The organism is Spirulina sp. CCNP1310, assembly GCF_034932185.1.
In the GTDB taxonomy this organism is placed as follows: Bacteria; Cyanobacteriota; Cyanobacteriia; order Cyanobacteriales; family Spirulinaceae; genus Spirulina.
Window position 1 is genome coordinate 25,012 of the sequence record NZ_JAYGHW010000040.1, and the last position, 19,384, is coordinate 44,395.

The 19,384-nt window shown below is 48.8% G+C and carries 14 protein-coding genes; 12 read left to right on the top strand and 2 right to left on the bottom strand.

Annotation, left to right across the window (positions count from 1 at the left end):
* The first annotated feature begins 31 nt into the window (after nucleotides 1-31).
* Complete coding sequence (locus tag VB712_RS08555) at nucleotides 32-1,564, top strand: NADH-quinone oxidoreductase subunit M (RefSeq protein WP_323254122.1); 1,533 nt, start codon at nucleotides 32-34, stop codon at nucleotides 1,562-1,564.
* Nucleotides 1,565-1,566: 2 nt separating this feature from the next.
* Nucleotides 1,567-2,694 (top strand): CO2 hydration protein, encoded by a 1,128-nt coding sequence (locus tag VB712_RS08560; RefSeq protein WP_323254124.1) that lies wholly within the window; start codon nucleotides 1,567-1,569, stop codon nucleotides 2,692-2,694.
* Nucleotides 2,695-2,718: 24 nt separating this feature from the next.
* On the opposite strand, the gene VB712_RS08565 is transcribed toward VB712_RS08560, so the two are convergent.
* Nucleotides 2,719-4,470 (bottom strand): SulP family inorganic anion transporter, encoded by a 1,752-nt coding sequence (locus VB712_RS08565; RefSeq protein WP_323254126.1) that lies wholly within the window; start codon nucleotides 4,468-4,470, stop codon nucleotides 2,719-2,721.
* Between the two features lie 193 nt (nucleotides 4,471-4,663).
* Between VB712_RS08565 and VB712_RS08570 the strand changes: the two genes are divergently transcribed.
* The 4 genes from VB712_RS08570 to VB712_RS08585 all read left to right on the top strand — a co-directional run bounded on the left by VB712_RS08570 (nucleotide 4,664) and on the right by VB712_RS08585 (nucleotide 9,566).
* Nucleotides 4,664-5,035, top strand: coding sequence for a DUF2237 domain-containing protein (locus tag VB712_RS08570; protein WP_323254128.1), 372 nt, complete (start codon nucleotides 4,664-4,666; stop codon nucleotides 5,033-5,035).
* Nucleotides 5,036-5,146: 111 nt separating this feature from the next.
* The gene (locus VB712_RS08575; protein ID WP_323254130.1) at nucleotides 5,147-6,013 is read left to right on the top strand and encodes an RnfABCDGE type electron transport complex subunit D; all 867 of its coding nucleotides are present in this window, start codon (nucleotides 5,147-5,149) and stop codon (nucleotides 6,011-6,013) included.
* A 28-nt stretch (nucleotides 6,014-6,041) separates the two neighbouring features.
* Nucleotides 6,042-7,415: a DUF2330 domain-containing protein gene (locus tag VB712_RS08580; RefSeq protein ID WP_323254132.1), complete on the top strand. Its 1,374-nt coding sequence runs from the start codon at nucleotides 6,042-6,044 to the stop codon at nucleotides 7,413-7,415.
* Between the two features lie 144 nt (nucleotides 7,416-7,559).
* A complete protein-coding gene (locus VB712_RS08585; protein ID WP_323254134.1) occupies nucleotides 7,560-9,566 on the top strand; it encodes an adenylate/guanylate cyclase domain-containing protein in 2,007 nt (668 codons plus the stop codon).
* 43 nt (nucleotides 9,567-9,609) lie between these two features.
* Here the strand turns inward: VB712_RS08585 and VB712_RS08590 are convergent, their stop codons facing one another.
* Nucleotides 9,610-11,202: a photosystem II high light acclimation radical SAM protein gene (locus VB712_RS08590; RefSeq protein WP_323254136.1), complete on the bottom strand. Its 1,593-nt coding sequence runs from the start codon at nucleotides 11,200-11,202 to the stop codon at nucleotides 9,610-9,612.
* A 285-nt stretch (nucleotides 11,203-11,487) separates the two neighbouring features.
* Between VB712_RS08590 and VB712_RS08595 the strand changes: the two genes are divergently transcribed.
* From VB712_RS08595 to VB712_RS08620, 6 genes are all read left to right on the top strand, one after another.
* Nucleotides 11,488-11,727 carry a type II toxin-antitoxin system MqsA family antitoxin gene (locus VB712_RS08595; RefSeq protein WP_323254138.1) on the top strand — a complete coding sequence of 80 codons (240 nt, stop codon included), beginning with the start codon at nucleotides 11,488-11,490 and terminating at the stop codon, nucleotides 11,725-11,727.
* Nucleotides 11,728-11,804: 77 nt separating this feature from the next.
* The gene (locus tag VB712_RS08600) at nucleotides 11,805-12,410 is read left to right on the top strand and encodes a Uma2 family endonuclease (RefSeq protein ID WP_323254140.1); all 606 of its coding nucleotides are present in this window, start codon (nucleotides 11,805-11,807) and stop codon (nucleotides 12,408-12,410) included.
* Between the two features lie 180 nt (nucleotides 12,411-12,590).
* Nucleotides 12,591-14,675, top strand: coding sequence for an HsdM family class I SAM-dependent methyltransferase (locus VB712_RS08605; protein WP_323254142.1), 2,085 nt, complete (start codon nucleotides 12,591-12,593; stop codon nucleotides 14,673-14,675).
* The gene (locus VB712_RS08610) at nucleotides 14,672-15,952 is read left to right on the top strand and encodes a restriction endonuclease subunit S (protein WP_323254144.1); all 1,281 of its coding nucleotides are present in this window, start codon (nucleotides 14,672-14,674) and stop codon (nucleotides 15,950-15,952) included. The genes VB712_RS08605 and VB712_RS08610 overlap by 4 nt, the downstream gene beginning before the upstream one ends.
* A 3-nt stretch (nucleotides 15,953-15,955) precedes the next feature.
* On the top strand, nucleotides 15,956-19,180 hold the full coding sequence (locus VB712_RS08615) for a DEAD/DEAH box helicase family protein (protein WP_323254146.1): 3,225 nt from the start codon (nucleotides 15,956-15,958) through the stop codon (nucleotides 19,178-19,180).
* A complete protein-coding gene (locus VB712_RS08620; protein ID WP_323254148.1) occupies nucleotides 19,177-19,305 on the top strand; it encodes a hypothetical protein in 129 nt (42 codons plus the stop codon). Before VB712_RS08615 ends, VB712_RS08620 begins: the two co-directional genes overlap by 4 nt.
* Nucleotides 19,306-19,384 lie beyond the last annotated feature (79 nt).

Here is a 19,384-nt window from a genome sequence, read left to right on the forward strand (position 1 = left end):
TTAAGCTTAATTTGATGGAGAAGATGCTGTGATGCTCAGTGCTTTAGTTTGGATTCCTGTGGTGGGGGCGATCGCCATCCTCCTCTTGCCCCCCACCAGGGGGGAATGGGCCCGCCCTCTGGCCTTAGGGGTAGCGGGTTCTGTCCTACTCCTCACCCTCCTCCTCAGTTTTGAGTTCGATCCCGCCGCAGTCGCCCCCCAATTTGCTGAACGACTCCCCTGGATTGCGCCCTTGGGGTTGAATTACAGCCTAGGGATGGACGGCCTTTCATTTCCCTTAATTTGGCTCAATAGTTTCCTCACCTTAGTCGCCATCTTTGCCACCCGTGGGGATATTCAACGCCCTCGGCTCTATTACCCCTTGATCCTGCTCCTCAGTACCGGGGCCGCCGGAGCCTTCCTTGCCCAAAATCTCCTCCTCTTCTTCCTCTTTTACGAAATTGAAATTGTCCCCCTCTACCTCCTAATCGCCATTTGGGGCGGGAGTCGGCGGGGCTATGCAGCGATGAAGTTTCTGATCTACACGATCGTTTCCGGCATTTTGGTGCTGGCTGCATTCCTCGGTTTAGTCTGGGCCAGTGGTGCAAAAACCTTTGATTATCAACCCCTGCTTGATCACAACCTACCCCTTGAACTGCAATCCCTGTTATTAATTGCCCTCTTAGTGGGGGTATTTATTAAAATTCCCATCTTCCCCTTCCACACCTGGCTCCCTGATGCCCATGTGGAGGCCTCCACGCCGGTTTCTGTACTCCTGGCGGGGGTGTTGCTCAAGTTGGGAACCTATGCCTTGATCAAGTTTGGCGTGGGGTTATTTTTCGACGCTTGGGTAGTGTTGGCCCCCAGTTTGGCGATTTTGGCGACGATCAGCGCGTTGTATGGGGCCTTTAGTGCGATCGCCCAACAGGACATGAAAAAAGTCGTCGCCTACTCCTCCATCGCCCACATGGCCTATATCCTCCTCGCCGCCGCCGCCAGCACTCCCCTGAGCATGACCGCCGCCATTTTTCAAATGGTCAGCCACGGCTTAATTTCCGCCCTCCTCTTCCTGCTCGTCGGGGTAGTGTATAAAAAAACCGGGACGCGGGATGTTCACCTCTTACAAGGACTACTCAACCCCGAGCGGGGGCTACCAATTACCGGCAGTTTAATGATCGTCGGCGTGATGGCCAGCGCGGGCCTGCCAGGGATGGTGGGATTCATTGCCGAATTTATGGTCTTTCGTAGCACATTCCCCATCTTTACCATCGCCACATTGCTCTGTTTAGTTGGCACAGGCCTAACCGCCGTCTATTTCCTGTTAATGATTAACCGCGTCTTCTTCGGTCGTCTCCCCGATACCCTCGCCACCATCCCGAAAGTGGCCTTTCGGGATCACCTACCCTCCTTTGTGTTAACCCTGCTGCTGATCCTCTTTGGCTTACAACCCAGTTGGGTCGTGCGGTGGAGCGAAACCCAAGCCACGAACTTTATCCTTAGCCCCGCCTTACGCCCCCCTTCCCCCTCCCTACTTTCTACTTCCCACTCCCCACTTCCCACGCCCTACTTCCCCCCTCCCCTCTAACTATGCTTACCACCCTCCAACCCCCCATTCAACTCAACATCGAAAACCTGATCACCCGCCTGGAATCGGGTGAGGCCCTGCTGCGGGATACGCCGCAAAACTTGGTGGAAGTGGTGGGGATTCTCAAAAGCTACGGTGTGGTTTTAGATGCCTATTCCAATAATTTGATTTATATTGCTGACCATCAGTTTTTGCGACTGTTTCCCTTTTTTAAATATTGCAATGGCGATCGCTCCCTAGCCCGATTAAAAAAACATTGGTGGCACGATCGCATTAACTATGAATATGCCGAATATTGCATGAAAGCGATGTTTTGGCATGGGGGGGGCAAGTTGGATCAATTTTTAGATAGTCCAGAATTTAGCCAATTAGCGGAACAAGCTATCCGCGCCCGCTGGCAAGGCAACCCTGCCCTTCTCACGCTCCATCGCATTTTCCCCAACTACCTCCCGGAACAGGTGCGGCAATTGTGTTATTACAGCGCCTTGGGGCAGTTTTGGCGGGTGATGAGTGATATTTTTATCAACCTTTCCGATGCCTATGATCGCGGCGAAATTGCCAATATTCCCGCCGTGGTTGCCTTTATTTTGGCGGGCTTAGTTGCCGATGCGGGGCGGCCCATCCATTACACCGTTGCCATCAAGGGGCAACCCTATGATCTTCTGCCCCCCTCCCAAGGTTTAACATTCCTGATGGATGTGGCAGTTCCCTATGTAGAGGCGGTCTTTTTCCGAGGAACCCCCTTCCCCGGCACCGTTTCCTACAATGCCCAAGCCTATCAAATCCCCCAAGGGCAAGACCAATTTGCCTATGGCGCACTCTACGCCGACCCCCTCCCCATCGGTGGCTCCGGCATTCCCCCCACGCTACTGATGCAGGATATGCGCCATTTTTTGCCGGAATATCTCCATGCCATCTACCGGCAACGGCTACGACAGGAGGATGATCTCCGGGTGCAAATCTGCGAAAGTTTCCAAAAATCGATGTTTTGCGTCACCACGGCTGCGATCCAGGGCCTCGCGCCCCATCCCCTCAACACCACCGACCCCACAGAGCGGGCCGCCAATCGCCTCTATCTCAAGGGTTGGCTGCGGCGGTTACGGGAATCGCGTTTGGTGCGGATGGCTTGAGGAGGAATGAGCGCAAAAGCTTCTCTATCCTCTCTCCTCCCCTGAATTAGCACTGAGTTGGCAGTCAAAGCTGGCCATGGCAGCGGCGGCGGAGAGGAAAAGGCGATCGCGCCCTAAGCGATCAATAAACCCAATGCGCTCTAACCCATCCATCACTGGCCCTTTAACATCGGATAAATATAAGGTGACTCCTAAATTTTCTAAGGTTTGGATCAATCGCTCTAGGGTATCTAAGGCACTGCCATCAATGAAATTGATCCCACTACAAACTAAGAGGAGTTTTTCGATCTTGGGGGAAGTGGCGATCGCATTTAATAAGCTTGTCTCCAATACTTTTGTATTGGCAAAATACAAACTTTCATCAATGCGAATCGCCAAGACCTCGGCACAGGTTAAGACGGCATGGCGTTTAATATTGCGGAATTGCTCCGTTTCTCCTAAACGGCCCACAATGGCAATGTGAGGATGGCTGGTGCGCCAAAGGTAGAGGATGATGGCGAACCCGATCCCCACTAAAATCCCCGACTCAATGCCCACAAATAACACCCCCGCAAATGTCACGATAAACGCCCAGGCATCTCTAGGGTTATACCGCCACAATTTCAGCAAGGTTTTAAGATCAATGAGCTTAATAACTGCCATGCAAATCATGGCAGCTAAACAGGCTTGGGGGACATAAAAAAACAGCGGCGTGAGGAATAATGCCGTGAGCAGAATCACGCCAGCGGTAATGATAGAGGCTAACCCTGTCCGCGCTCCCGCCGCAAAATTCACCACTGACCGACTCAACCCCCCGGCCACACAATACCCCCCCGCAAAGGCTGTCCCTACATTGGCTAACCCCACGGCAATTAATTCCTGATCGGCTTCGATGGTTTGTTGCCGTTGACGGGCGAGGACTTGGCCGGTGGAAAAGCTTTCAATGAAGCTGATGAAGGCGAGGGTGAGGGCTAGGGGGAGGAGGGTGAGGAGGCGATCGCCCGTGATTAACGGCATTGTCCAATGGGGCGGCCCGGCGGGAATGCTGCCCACAACGGCCACCCCCTGTTGATCTAAGCGCAACGCCGCCACCAATACCGTCCCCACCACCATCACCCCTAGGGGGACTCCCTTGGTCAGGGGCAGGGCGGCGATCTCGCTGACCCCGCGTTTTTGAAGCCAGCGGGCAAAGGGTTGATTCCCGGCCCAAAGGAGGGCGATCGCCCCCAGGCTCATGGCCAGCGTCACCCCTTGGGTTTGCCCCACATGGCCCAGGGTTGCCACCAAGAGGGAGAAAAAGCCATCGGTGGAGCCGAATTTAATCCCCAATAAATGCCGCACTTGACTGAGGGCAATGGTTACAGATGCGGCACTGGTAAAGCCGGCCATAACGCTACTACTGACAAAATTCACCAACAGTCCCAACCGCAACACCCCCATGAGGATCTGAATTGCCCCCACCAAGAGGGCTGCGGTGATGGCCAGGCTGATGTAGTCGGCACTATCGGGGGCAACGATGACGCTTAAACCGGCGGCGAGGAGGATGGAATCGAGGGCAACGGGGCCCACGGAGAGGGCGCGGCTCGTGCCAAATAGGGCATAGATCAAGGGGGCAGCAATGGCACTATAAAGGCCAATTTTAGGCGGGAGGCCAGCAAGGAGGGCGTAGGCCATAGCTTGGGGAATGAGCAGGCCCGCAACAATCAGGCCTGCGGTGAGGTCGGCTACCAAGTCCGGAGGATGGTAATGGCGGCCCCAATCTAAAATGGGCAACCAACGGGAGAGGCGATCGCGCATCGAAAAGGATCAATAATTCTACTCTCTCACTATACAGTAATATGATTGTCAGCTAGAGCGATTAATCACCTGCTGCCCATGGGTTAGGGGGCAGACTGAAGTCCGCACTATCAACAAAACCCATTCCCCATTCCCTGTTCCCCATTCCCCCCAACCCCTACAATAAACTACGGTATTGAGCAATTGATCAGCAATGACAGACGCAACAAACGTTTTAGGTCGCCCCTTGGAATTGTGCTGTGGTGCGCCACGGACGGGGTTTTATCGGGATGGATTTTGTCACACGGGGCCGGAGGATCGGGGCCGCCATTTGGTTTGTGCAGAGATGACGGAGGAGTTTTTAGAGTTTACCCAACGGGTGGGGAATGATTTGAGTACGCCCCGGCCGGAGTTTAATTTTCCGGGGTTGAAGCCGGGCGATCGCTGGTGTTTGTGTGCGGCGCGGTGGCAGGAAGCCCTCGATGCGGGGATGGCTCCGCCGGTGATTTTAGCCGCTACCCATGAGAATGCCCTCGATTTAATTTCTTTGGATGACCTCACCCGCTACGCGCTGCCGGTGGGTTAGGGTCAGGGCGAAAAATGTTTCGCCCCTACGTCCTGTTACATAAACTGTAACAAGCCCTGCATTTCCCGCCATCCAAAGCCATACTAGGAGCCAATTGCTGTAGAGGTGAAGATGGTTAAGGATGCGCGAATTGCACAGATGGGCTTTTTAGCCCTGTTTTTACTTTTAGGATTGATGACCCGTGATTGGACGCTGCGGCCCGAACTGTTGGCCACGGTGGGGATTAGTTGTTTAGGAACCCAATGGCTCACCCGTAATCTGATCCCCCGCTGGCGGCGTTACCCTGGGCTGACGGAAAACCCACCGGAACTTTTACGCTGGTGGCAGATTCCCGGCTGGCAAAGTGCGGTGATTACGGCGTTGGGGCTGTGTTTGCTGTTGCGGGGTAATGACTATACAACGATGGCCCTGGCCGGTTGTGGGGCGATCGCCAGTAAATCCCTCTTTCGCATTCACGATAAACATTTCTTTAACCCCGCTAACTTTGGCATTATCCTCGCTTTGCTGTTAACCCCTGATGCTTGGGTATCCCCAGGACAATGGGGAACCCAGGCTTGGTATTTCCTTGTGTTTATTGCGGCGGGGGGGATTGTGCTGCGCTGGGTGGGGCGTTGGGATACCTCGATGGTGTTTTTGGGAACCTATGCGGCTTTGGAGGCGGTGCGGACTTTGGTGTTGGGTTGGACGCTGGATGTTTACACTCATAAGTTAATGAGCGGCAGCCTGCTGCTGTTTGCGCTGTTTATGGTCACAGATCCCCGCTCCATTCCCAACGCGAAACAGGCCCGCTGGATTTGGGCGGGGGCGATCGCCTGGCTGACGTTCCTGTTTCAAGAACAGTTATTTATCTCCACGGGGATGTTTTGGGCCTTATTTTTGCTCGCTCCCCTCACCCCCTTGTTGGATTTCCTCTGGTCTGCCCCCCGGTTTACCTGGGATCGCTTGGGCCGGGGCTTCTCCCTCAAACAATCCCTTTAACCGTGTTAATTCCTCACCCAATTGGATTATGAACATCAAACTCAATGCTTTGGGGAAAAAGGCGATCGCCCTCCTCCTCACCTGCTGCCTATTTTTAGGCATCACCCCTTCGGCCCTCGCCTTTTGCGGCTTCTTCGTTGCCCAAGCCGATAGTGATTTATTTAACGAAGCCTCCCAGGTGATTATTGTCCGGGATGGCGATCGCACCGTCCTCACCATGGCCAATGATTATCAGGGGGAAGTGGAGGATTTTGCCCTGGTTGTCCCTGTCCCGGTGTTATTACAAGAGGATCAGGTGAATGTGGGGGATCCGGAAATTTTAAAACGCTTGGATGAATACAGTGCGCCCCGGTTGGTGGAATATTTCGACAGTAACCCCTGCGATATTCCCATGCCCCGCTCCGCCCCGATGCCCGCCCCCGCTGCCATGGAAGCGGACAGTGTGGGCCGGACGCAAAGCGATCGCTCCCTCGGTGTCACCATTGAGGCGGAATTTAGCGTTGGCGAATACGATATTTTGATCCTCAGCGCTCAAGAATCCAGCGGTTTAGAAACCTGGTTGCGACAAAATAACTACCAAATTCCCACGGGGGCCAGTGCCGTTTTACAGCCCTATATTCGCCAAAACTTTAAATTCTTTGTAGCCAAAGTTAACCTAGAGGAATTTAAAGCCGGAGAATCCCAAAAATTACGCCCCCTGATGATGGCCTATGAATCGCCCCGGTTCATGTTGCCCATCCGGTTAGGAATGCTCAACGCCCAAGGAGATCAGGATTTAATTGTTTATCTCCTCACCCGGAGCGGTCAAGTGGAATTAACCAACTATCGCACCGTTAAAATTCCCTCAGAATTTGATGTGCCGGAATTTGTTGAGGATGAATTTTCTGATTTTTACAAAGCGGCATTCCAAAAAGCCTATGAGCAGGAGCGGAAGGAAGTGGGCTTTTTAGAATATGCCTGGGATATGTCCTGGTGTGACCCCTGTGCCGCCAATCCCCTCACGCCGGAGGAGTTGCGCAAAGCGGGGGTGTTTTGGCTTGGGGAAAGTAGCGCCGATCCAAGGCGGATTGATCCCTTTAATGGGGGGGCAGTGGATGCCTTTATCACCCGTTTACACGTTCGCTATAGCCGCGATCGCTTCCCTGAGGATCTCGCCTTCCAAGCCACCGGCAACCGCCAAAACTTCCAAGGCCGCTATATTATCCGCCGTCCCTATCGGGGGGAAATGAACTGTGCCGCAGCGGCGGATTATCGGGCCCAGGTGCGCGATCGCCAAGAACAGGAAGCCCACCAATTAGCCACCGTCACCGGCTGGCGCAAAACCGACGTATTCGGCAAAATTGACTGGTTCACCGAACCCACAGAGCGCCAGCCCTGGTGGCGAAATCTTTGGCGGCGCTAACCCTCCCATCGGAGAGCCAAGGGGAGAGCGTCTATTTTTCTGCCGTAAAAGTTATAGTACGGGATAATCCCAGATTTCAGGGGTGGGGCCATCACCCCACAATGAAATCTAGGGATTTCCCCACCTTTGCGAGGAATAACCCCAATGCGGCTCGGCAGGTTTCCCCATGCCCGCCTGATTCTCTGGTTAGGCGTATTAATAATTAGTTGTCTGATCCCTGTCCAGGCTCAACTTCAAGGGCAACCACAGATCACTTTCGTCCCCCTCACCCAAAACTGGCAATACCACTGGGATACCATCGAACCCACGCCGCAACCCTCAACGGATCCGCAAGTTTGGCAGGCGATCGCCCCTCCCCAACGGCTCACTGTCCCCCGTGGAGCGGAAATTTTGTGGTTATCGATTCCATTACCAGAGGAGCGATCGCCCTTCCCTGCCCTCTATTTCCAAGGCATTCCCCACATCCTCGAAGCCTACATCAACGGGGAAGTCGTCTATCTTTTCGATGAACTCACCCCCGAAAAGACACTCAAACACAAAGAAGGGGAATTTCCGATTATTGCCCTTCAGCCAGAACACCATGGCCAAACCCTATTGATTCGTAGTTATGTCGCTGATCAATCCCTAATCAGCTTGGGATACGATGGGCAATTACTCTACGGCGAAAACCCTCACCTTTTTCGCAAATTAATCCGGCAAGATAGCATTCGGTTGAGCCTCGGATTCTTCTTTATTACCTGCGGTTTTTTTCCTTTGGTGATCAGTTTATTTCGCCAAACAGATTCGATCTATGGCTCCTTTAGTTTCGTCGCCTACCTAATTGGCATTTATACCATTAGCACAACCCAAATTATTCGCCTCCTCTTTGACTACAGCATCCTCTGGACATTTATTCATCACGGCGTATTTCACCTCTTACCCGTCAGCCTTGGGTTCTTCTTTGAGCACGTTTTTGGCATGGGGCCGAAAAAGTTAATTCGGCGGTTGTGGCAAATTCATTTATTTTATGCCCCCCTAGCCTTGCTCCTCGCCGGTACTGAAATCATCACTTGGCAAACCGCTGCATTTCCCACGCAAATGGGTGCGTTGTTCACAGCATCGGTGATTATTTTTGCCGCGATTTGGAAGGCTAGCAAAGGCAACCGAGAAGCCAAGGCATTGTGTTTGGGGTTGGCTTTATTTTTATCCTGTACGATGTACGACATTCTCAACCATCTCTATCATCTTTTTCCCTGGCCCTTTCAACTCTATCCCTGGGGAATGTTATTCTTTTTAATCTGTTTAGCATTTATTTTGGAGCGGCGCTTTATCGAAGCCCAAAACCATCTGAAGGCTTATGCCCATGCGTCGGATCGCTTTGTTCCCCATGAATTTCTGCAATTCCTCGGCAAAACGAGCATTATTGATGTGCAGTTGGGGGATCAGGTGGAGCAGGAAATGACGGTACTGTTCTCTGATATTCGTTCCTTTACGAGTATTTCCGAAAGTATGCCTCCGGAGCGGAATTTTAATTTCCTCAATGCCTATTTAAAAAAAGTGAGTCCGGCGATTCGGGAGCATGGCGGCTTTATTGATAAATATATTGGTGATGCGGTGATGGCGCTGTTTCCCCAGCGGGTAGAAGATGCGGTGGGGGCGGCGATCGCCATGCAAACTGCCCTCTATACCTTCAATCAAGAAATCCGCGCCGAAGGCTACCCCGCCATCAATATTGGCATTGGTCTCCATCGAGGCAAGCTGATGCTGGGAACCATTGGCGAAGAAGAGCGGATGGAGACAACGGTAATTGCTGATGCGGTAAATTTAGCGTCTCGTTTGGAAGAATCCACAAAACGCTACGGGGCCAATTTGATCATTACCCAAAAAACCCTCAATGCCATGGCCGACCCTGAACAAGTGGCTTGGCGCTATTTGGGAAAAATCTTTGTTAAAGGGAAAAAAGAATCGGTGGAAATTTGCGAAATTTATGAATCTGATCCCCCAGCGTTAAAGGCGTTTAAAACGGAAACGCGATCGCAATTTGAGCAGGGCATTCACCTGTATGATCAAGGGGACATTGAGGCGGCCGCGCATATTTTTAAAACCCTTTGGGAAAGAAATCCTGAAGACACGGTAACGCACCTTTGTTTATTACGGTGTAAGCATCTCTAACCCAGGGGAGGGGCGGCCACACGATGAACGGGGCGATCGCCCTTTAACGCAATGCCACCAACTCCTTACGGATGCTCTCCCCTGTCCCATCAATGGGGGCGCTCAAAGCTGCTTCTAGGGGGGCTTTGCCGAGCCGCTCTTCGAGAATAGCCATCACCTCCCGGCCAAAATCATGAGGGTTGCGTTGCCAAGCCTGAAGGCAGACTTCCCCAAAAAACGATCCTAAGGGTTCTGGATTCCAGAGCAATTTTCGCGCTGTCCAGGGCATCACACTCATGGGATCATAATCGGGTTTTAAAATCCCTTGATTGAGGGCGTAACCTTCTAAATGGGTGTGGGGTTGTAGCCCGATAAAGAAGATCGCTGGCTCTACTTTATCTGCGCCAAAAATGGCTTCTAATTCCCGATGGTAGGCAATGGTTTGGCGGATCGTTTCGTGGGTTTCGTCGATGACATTAAAGGAGTAATTCACGGAAACGAGGGCATCAAATCCCGCTGCCCGCAGATCGCGACAATTTTGTAAGACGGTGCGCAGGTTATAGCCCATGCGCATTTTGCGCACTAATTCTTGGGAGCCGCTGGTGATGCCAATTTCAAAATAGTTCATCCCCGTTTGCACCATCAGATCGCAGAGTTGGGGCGTGAGGTTATCGGCACGAATATAGGCGGCCCAATGGATATCGGTCATGCCAGAGGCGACAATTTTTTCTAATAATTCTACGGCATCATCAATGTAGCGGCGGGCGGGGATAAATTGGGCATCGGTAAACCAGAAGTTACGAATGCCGCGATTGTAAAGCTGCTGCATTTCTTTCACCACTTCATCGGCGGGGTTAATGCGCACCTGTTTGCCTTCGACGACGGTATAGACGCAATAACAGCAGTTGTGGGGACAGCCGCGCTTGGTTTGCACGCCGATATAGAAGTCATCGGTTTGCAAATAGTAGTCAAATTCGGGCCAAATTTGGGCGATGTAGTCGTAGTTGCAGGCGGTTTTTTCGAGGGGGGTGGGGGCTTCGTGGATGAGGCGATCGCGCGGTGTGGTTTCGCCAATGCGGTAGCAGCGTTCGTCGGCAATGGATTGCCCCCGGATCAGTTTTTCGAGGAGGGTTTCTCCTTCGCCCACGGAAATAATTGTGCCTTTGGGGAAGCGGTGTTGCATCTGTTCATAGAACACACTCACCGCGCCGCCCCCGACGACGGCGTAGGCTTCGGGGTTGTAGCGTTGCGATCGCGCCAATCCTCGGCGGATCAATCGCTGATTGCGCCACAGTTCCCCATAGTAGGCGGATGTGACTTTCAGCCCCCCCAATGCACCCCGGAGGCGGACGAGGGGATTTTTGGCGTAGTAAAACTCAAAGGCGTTTTGCAGAGGGTTGCCGCCCCGGCCGCCCACGGGGGCATAGATCTGAATATCCCGCCAGGAAAAGACGAGGAGGGTGGGCTGAAACTGGTCTATGACGGTATCGAGGGCCTGATCGAATTCCAGGGGGGGGACAGTTCCGAGGTCAAAGATGCGCTGCTGGATGTGGGGGAAGCATTTATGGATATGGTCGGCGAGGTACACTGCGCCAATGGGGAAGATGGGGTTACAGGGGAGGCGGACGTAGAGGATTTTGGCTGAGGTGCTGTTCATAGGGCTTGGGTTCTGGCTGGAGCCGGTTAGCGGCACGTTTGCTGAGAATATTTTACATATCTTAACGAGTTTTGCCTTCTACGGTCATATTGGGTATAGTAATAATGCCCTAAAATAGAACGTACCCTTCCTGAGATGACTGTATCTAGGTACTGGCTAAAACATTTTTCAGTACAAATAAACTATTTTATCGACAGATAATCTGTTGCGAAGTACATTACGAAGCCGTTTAAGTATTTGGAGAATGTTGTGGGGGTGGATCGATGCTCGAAGGGGGAAAATTTAATGTTTAAATGCCACGTTTGCGGTTCAGAAGAGGCTCATTCAGAGTCTATCAGCGAAGTTCTTAATATTCAGGGAAAGTTTTATTTAGTGGAAAATATTCCGGCTATGGTTTGTTCTCGTTGTGGTGAGGAGGTGTTCAGTCGAGAAACCACTGAGCGGGTTCGCGTGATGTTAAATCAAGAAACTGCGCATGTTCGTTCTATTCCTTTGGAGGTATTTTCCTATGATGATGTTCTTTAGGTCTTTGGAAAATGTGGTGGGGGCGGTTGGAGCAGAGGTTACTATGAAAAGGTTTTTTTGAATATTTGGAGGTTGAGATGATTGCTCTTAAGGAATGTTTACCGAATTTCACGCCTGAAGAGTATTTTGCATGGGAGGAATTACAGTTAGAACGTCATGAGTATATTGATGGCAAGGTTTATGGGATGAGTGGCGGCACGGTTGATCATGGGAATATTGCTGGAAATTTTCTGGCTTTGCTGAAGGTGCATTTGCGGGGGAGTGGTTGTAGGACGCTCAATTCTGATTGTCGGGTGGCTATTGTGGAGGCGGCTAAGTATGTTTATCCGGATCTGAGTGTGACTTGTGATGAGCGGGATCGGGTGACAAGTCAATATATTACTTATCCTTGTTTGGTTGTTGAGGTGTTGTCGCCTGGTACGGAGGCTTATGACCGGGGGCAAAAGTTCAAAATGTATCGCCGTAATCCTTGTTTGCAAGAGTATGTTTTGGTTAGTGTGGATGTGATGGAGATCGAGTTATTCCGTAGGACTGAAGGGGGTGATTGGCGGATTATTAATTATCAAGAGGGGGATGTGGTTGAGCTAAGGAGTGTTGGTTTTTCTTGTCGGATTGAAGAGGTTTATGATGATGTTTTATTCAATCTACCAATATCCCCCGGAGTTACAGAGGATTTTGGCTGAGGTGCTGTTCATAGGGCTTGGGTTCTAGGTGGAGCCGGTTAGGGGGGCGATCGCTGAGAATATTTTACAAATCTTAACGATTTATGGCAGATTGATCGGTGTATTTCAACAAGTTTTGCATTCTACAGTCATACTGGGTATAGTTGATGATGCCCTGAAATGGAACGTACCCTTCCTGAGATGACTGTATCTAATACTGGCCAAAACATTCTACAGTACGAATCAACTATTTGGTCAACGGCTGATCTATTGCGGGGCTGTGGCATTAAGGAATCGGAATGGCCGTCCTATATGATGCCGTTTTTTGCTTTGGTGATGATTGAGAGCCGTCTGCTGAGGATGTTTGATGAGCTTAAGGCGGAATTGGGGCAAGTGATGCTCAATGAGATTGATGCAGATGAACTAATCAGTTTGATTCAGGATAGGGGGCAAGGGTACAACGCTTGTATTTTTGAGAAGCACCAGACCTTAAAAGACATTTGCCAGAATGATAAGGCTTTTGATATAGATTTTGATGGTTATCTGAAGGGGTTTGATGGGGAAACGAAGGATTTGTTGGGGGTGGATGTCTCTGAGGGGGAGAAGTTTCTCGATATTAAAGGGGTGATCGCTAAGTTGAAGGCGAAGAAGGTGCTGTTTAGCTATGTGAAGGCGTGGAGCGGCATTGATCTGAAGCCGTTTAATAACTCTGACATCACGACGCTTGAGGAACATATCAAACGCCGTTGGGCGGATATTTCGGCGGAAACGGCGGGGGAACAGTACACGCCGGATGATGTGATCGCGCTGATTGCGGAGATTATCGCGGCTAAGATTGAGGATTCGGATCGGCTGTTGAAGATTTATGACTGTACCTGTGGGGGTGGAAACCTGTTGTTTGGGGTGGAAGATCGCATTAAGGAGAAGGTGAGTCGCTTAACTCAGACGTTTGGGCAGGACTGGAATGATGCGTTATACGCTTTAGCCAAGATTGAAAGTCGGTTTCGGGTGGATTCTAAGATTGAGCATGGCAATACGTTGACGGATGATAAGTTTTTTGATGATGCGTTTGATGTGGTGATTGCAAATCCGCCCTATGGGGTGGACTGGAAGGGTTTTCAGAAGGATATCCGCAATGATAAGACGCAGCGTTTTCACCATTTACCCTCAACGGAAGATGGACAGTTGTTGTTTATGCAACACTTGATCTCAAAGATGAGTGTTACGGGTATGGGGGTGGTGGTTCACAATGGTTCGACGTTGTTTAGTGGGGATGCGGGATCGGCGGAAAGTAATATCCGTAAGTGGATGTTAGATCAGGATTTGGTGGAAGCGATAATTCAGTTGCCGACGGATGAGTTTTTTAACACGGGCATTTATACTTATTTGTGGGTGTTGAATCAGCGCAAACCTGATGAGCGGAAGGATCGAGTGATGTTGATTAATGCGAGTGAAAAGTTTAAGCCTTTGAAGAAAAATAAAGGCAAGAAGAGAAAGGCAATTGATGAGGTGAGCCGGTTGGAGATTGTGGAGACGTTGGAGCAGTGGGCTGATCATGATTATGCCAGGGTGTTTGATAAGGAGTTTTTCTATTTTAATAAGCAGGGGATTATGCTCACGAATGTGGATGAGCAGGGTAGAACGTTTGCGGATCGGCTGAAGGATGGCAAAAAGGGTCTGAAGCTTAAGCCGATTCAGTTGGAGAATGGGGAACGGGTGTTAAGGGAGTTTACGATATTTGATCCGCCGGAGCCTAAGACGGCGGAGGATGTGGATAACTGGAGGGGGTTGGAGCAATATTTTTTGGAGGAGATTAAGCCGTTTATTAGTTCGTTGGATTACAAGGAGCAGCCGTTAGTCATTACAACGGAAAAGGCTTTATATTACTTTGATGCGGATCAGGAAACGCTGATTAAGGAGGCGTTGGGTAAGCGGGAGGCGTTGGGCTGTGGGAAGATTGTGGTGAAGTCTGTGTTTAAGAAGGGGACGAAAAGTAAGCCGGAATGTATTGTGATCACGGTGGAGTTAACGCCGGATTATCAGAAGGATTATGAGATTATTCCTTATCATCGGGATGGGGATGAGAATCGGGCGGCAATTGAGGCGTTTATGGCGAAGTATATTACAAAGCCGTTTGAGTATTTGGAAAATGTGGTGGGGGTAGAGGTTAATTTTAATAAGGTGTTTTATAAGCCGGAACAGTTGCGGAGTGTGGAAAAAATATATAGCGAAATTTTAGAGTTAGACCAAAACCTTAAAAGGCTTGAAAAGGAGTTTGAACTATGAAATTTTACAGGTATCAAACTTATAAACAAAGTGGTATTCCGTGGCTGTATAAAATTCCCGAACACTGGCAAGTTAAACGAGCTAAATCGATTTTCAAGAAAATGTCTCGCTCTGTATCAGATCAGGACAAGATAATTACCGTTTTTCGAGATGGAGAAGTGACATTACGAGAAAATCGACGTGAAACTGGATTTACAAACGCATTTGAAGAAATGGGGTATCAAGGCTTAAAAAAAGGCGATTTGGTTTTTCATGCTATGGATGCTTTCGCCGGAGCTATTGGAGTGTCTGACTCTGATGGCAAGGCAACTCCTGAATACCTAGTTTATACGCCTATAGATAAAAGTAAAATTTATATTCCATTCTATGGTCTCCTTTTCCGTCAAATGGCATTATCAGGATTTGTGTTAGCTCTAGGGAAAAGTGTTAGAGAGCGTTCCCCTAGATTCAAACATACAAAATTCATGACTTTGGATGTCCCTATCCCCCCTGTAGAAGAACAAAAAGAGATCGCCCACTACCTCGACACCAAAACCGCCCAGATTGATCGCAAAATTGACCTGCTCACCCAAAAAGCGCAACGCTATGAGGAATTGAAAAGGGCGATCGTCAACGAAACCGTTACACGCGGTCTTGATAAATCCGTACCGATGAAAGATAGTGGCATCGATTGGATAGGCGAAGTTTCTGAACATTGGGAAGTCAAACGCTTAAAAGACATAGCTTGTCAAAGTAAAGAAAAAAATGGAAATAACCCTATTGGTGAAATGCTTTCAGTCTCCGGGTATCGAGGTATCGAATTCAAAAAATATGATGATGAGCTTAAAAAAAGAACTAATGATGAGTTGTCAGATTATAGAGTTGTTCGCCCTGGTCAATTAGTTGTAAATACTATGTGGTTAAATTATAGAGGTATTGGAGTATCTAAACTTAGGGGCTATGTGAGTCCAGCTTACAGAGCCTATTTTTTAAATAAAACTACTTATGGTAATTTTATTCATTATTTGATGCGATCTGATCTTTATGTTTTTGGTTACTCTAAATATTTGCAAGGAATACGCCCTAATTCTCTTCAAATGAAAACAATTGATTTTGAGTGCCTTCCTATGCTTGTCCCTCCACTCCCTGAACAAAAAGCGATCGCCCACTACCTCGACACCAAAACCGCCCAAATTGACCAAATTATCCAAACCATCAACACCCAAATCGAAAAACTCAAAGAACTCCGCAAAACCCTGATCAACGACATTGTAACTGGAAAAATAAAGGTGGCCTAAATCATGAGTGAACTAAACTTACAAGATAAATTCCTCGTCCCATTTATTAAAAAAGAGTTAGACTATCGAGAAGTTAAGCCCAACACCGTTACCAACTCCCTGATCATTGAAGAAGACCTGCAAGAATTTATCTCTAGTACCACCCTCAACGCCAAAAACTACGAAACCCTGCTCAGGAAATATAACGGCAACCCTCAAACCCTACTAGCCGACCTCATCGACCTGCTCCAAGAACGGATCGCCAGCAGTCGCAATATGGCACTCTTCATCAATGCCAACAAATCCATCACCCTCCAAGGCATAAAACTCCACCTCTTCTATACCGACGACAGCGTAATTCACAACAGCAAACTATTTGAAGAAAATATCTTCTCCGTTATCCAAGAACTCCCCTACCAATACAAATATCAAAACCAAAAAATCTTTTCCTTCCGCCCCGACCTTTGCTTTTTCGTCAACGGCCTCTATCTCGGCTACAGCGAACTCAAAGCCAACTTCAGCAACCAAACCGCCAAAAAAAATGGACGCGGCAAAGTCGCCAAAGACTACTTTGAAGCCGTTCGCAAATATTACGAAATCTTTGATCAAAATGACCACCTCAGCGACTCCGAAAAAGAACGCCACCGCCGCGATTTCCTCAAAATCTTTGAAAAAGCCATCCACATCACCACCACCGATATCGCCGAAACCTACATTATCCGCACCATTGATCAATTCTTCGACGAAGCCTTAACCACCTGTCGAGCCGGAAAATTCAACCGCGATGAATATGATAAAAAACTCTTTCAAGCCTTCAAACCCTATCCCCTCCTTAACCCCAACGCAGACAAAAAAAACAAACTCAAAGAACTCTTCACCTTCCATTACGGCAAAAGCTTCATTGAAAAAGAAATCCTCTACTACAACTTCATCGAACGAGAAGTTTACACCCTCAACGGCCGCAAAGAACTCAAAGACGAAAAAGGACAACTCATTTGCCCCCGCCCCAAACAAAAATTTGGTACAGATAAAATCCTGACCCAAATCGATGAATTCCTAAAACACGAAACCGAAGACGACTACTACATCAAACAGCTAGAACAACAACTTGCCCACGTCGCCCCCACCAAACGCGACGAACTGATCGAAAAGCGCAAAGCCTACGCCAACAACAAAAACGTCTATTCCCTCCTGCTCCAATATGCCGCCGGGTTTGGTAAATCCAACATCATCGGCTGGACAGCCCTCCAACTCAAAGACCTCCGCCGCAATGGTGAATACATCTACGATAAAGTCATGATTATCGTCGATCGCCTCCAACTCCGCAGCCAGATTGATGCCAAAATGCGAAACATGAACATTGAAAACTCCATGTTTCTCGAAGCCCATGACAAAAAAACATTTCAGCAAGCCCTCACCGCCGATCAACGTCTCGTAATTATCAACCTGCAAAAATTCCAAGACGTGCGCAAAATCCTCGATGCCGATACCCTGCAACAGTTAGCTGATCTCCGTATTGTCTTCCTCATTGACGAAATTCACCGCTCCAACAGCGGTAAACAACACGAAGAAATGGTCAATATCTTTGACGAACTACAAACCCCCTTCGACGCAAACCGCCAATACAACCTGATTCGCACCAAAAAAAATCTCATTATCGGCTTCACCGCCACCCCCGATGATAACACCCTCGCCCGATTTGGTGAATTCAGTGGCTATGCCGAAAGCGAAAAACTGTGGGTTCCCTTCGACTCCTACACCATGAACGAAGCCATCAAAGACGGCTTCATCCTTAACCCCCTCAAAAATATTGTTCCCGTTGCCTCAAAAATGCTGTTCGATATCCCCAGTAATAACTTAGAAGGCTTCGAGGAACCCAACTACAAAGATATTGACAAAAAACAAATCTATGAAGAAGCCGGACGAATAAACGCGATCTCCAGATATATTGCTGATTTACTCGTCAAAGATGTCTATCGGCAAATCAGAGGCACAGGCAAAGCCATGCTAGCCGTGTACTCCATCAAAGCAGCGATCGCCTACGCAGAAGCCATTAAACGCCACTTTCGGGAAATTACCCAACATCCTAAATATACCAAATATGCTGACGCTCCCATCTATATCGTTTACTCCAGCAACCAAGACCAACAAAGCGCAACCGGCTTAAACGATGGAATCAGCGAAGAAAAAGTCTTAGAAAATTTTTCCCTGCGCAAAAACGGCTTAATTATCGTCGTTGCCAAACTACAAACCGGCTTTGACGAAAGACGGCTCCATACCCTCTTCCTCGATAAAGAAATCAAAGGGATAGCCGCCATTCAAGCCATTTCACGGGTCAACCGCACAACCAAACACAAAAACGACTGTAAGATTGTTGACTTTTCCTATAACAACGTCAATGTTCAAAATATTAAAGATGCCTTCGAGCATTTCTCCGATGTTGTGGTCAGTGACTTTGACCCCTTCAGTGATCGACGCATTTTAGAGATCCTTTTTGCAGACCTAAAAAAGTCCGGCCTGTATCAGCAATTCTTTGATTCTTTCCTGAAAATCTTCAGGAATAATGCTAAATGTGATAATCCAGAAACTTATCTTGATCTAGAAAGTAACATCGAAGAATATATTGCCGCTTATCCTCAAGAAACTGCTGATGTCAAAGCAAAAGCCGCTCAATATTTCACCATCCTCAACCGCATCGAGTATGTGATTACCATCGACGATAAATATAAAGAAACAAGCTTCCTTGCCTTTCTGCGTCTCATTAATCGGCTCTATAATCAGTTACACCGCACCCATGATCCGAAAGACCCCATTGAAGTCTACTTTGATAACCAAATTGGCATTATTGAAGTTGAAATCCAACCCACAGAACAGCAAAAAAGGCAAGAAACTAAAATTGCCAAAGGGAAAGAACCCAGTGAAACAGCCCATCAGTTTGATATCCTATCAATTATTGATGCCCGTAACGAGCAGGAAGACCTCAAAGCAGAGCGTATTCAAGAATTTGAGGCAAAAATTCAAGACTTATTCCAGTACATTAGAAACTCCGATGAAGGTAAGCGCTTGATCATCAAAATCAACTCTGATGTACCCGAAGATGAGATTTACGAAGACTTTGGCAAAATCTACCGTAAATATAAGGTCATGCAGCGGAAAATAGTGGGAGATTATTTTTTCAAAGAAATGGAGGATTTAGTGAATAAACTCTGTGATGATTTTGAACATACAGTTCGTCACAATAGGGAATGATTGAAACACAATACCCAACGCCGCCGGAATTGGGAGGCATCCACTGGACAGACAACAGCGATCGCCCCCCTCCCCCCCCTAGCGCGATCGCCCCACAAGATCATCAAGGAGCGATCGCCCCCTAATCCTATAATGGGTTCATTAAACAATTGTGGATTCAAGAGCAGGATGCTCAAAACCCCAGTCCTCAAGTTTTGTTGGATT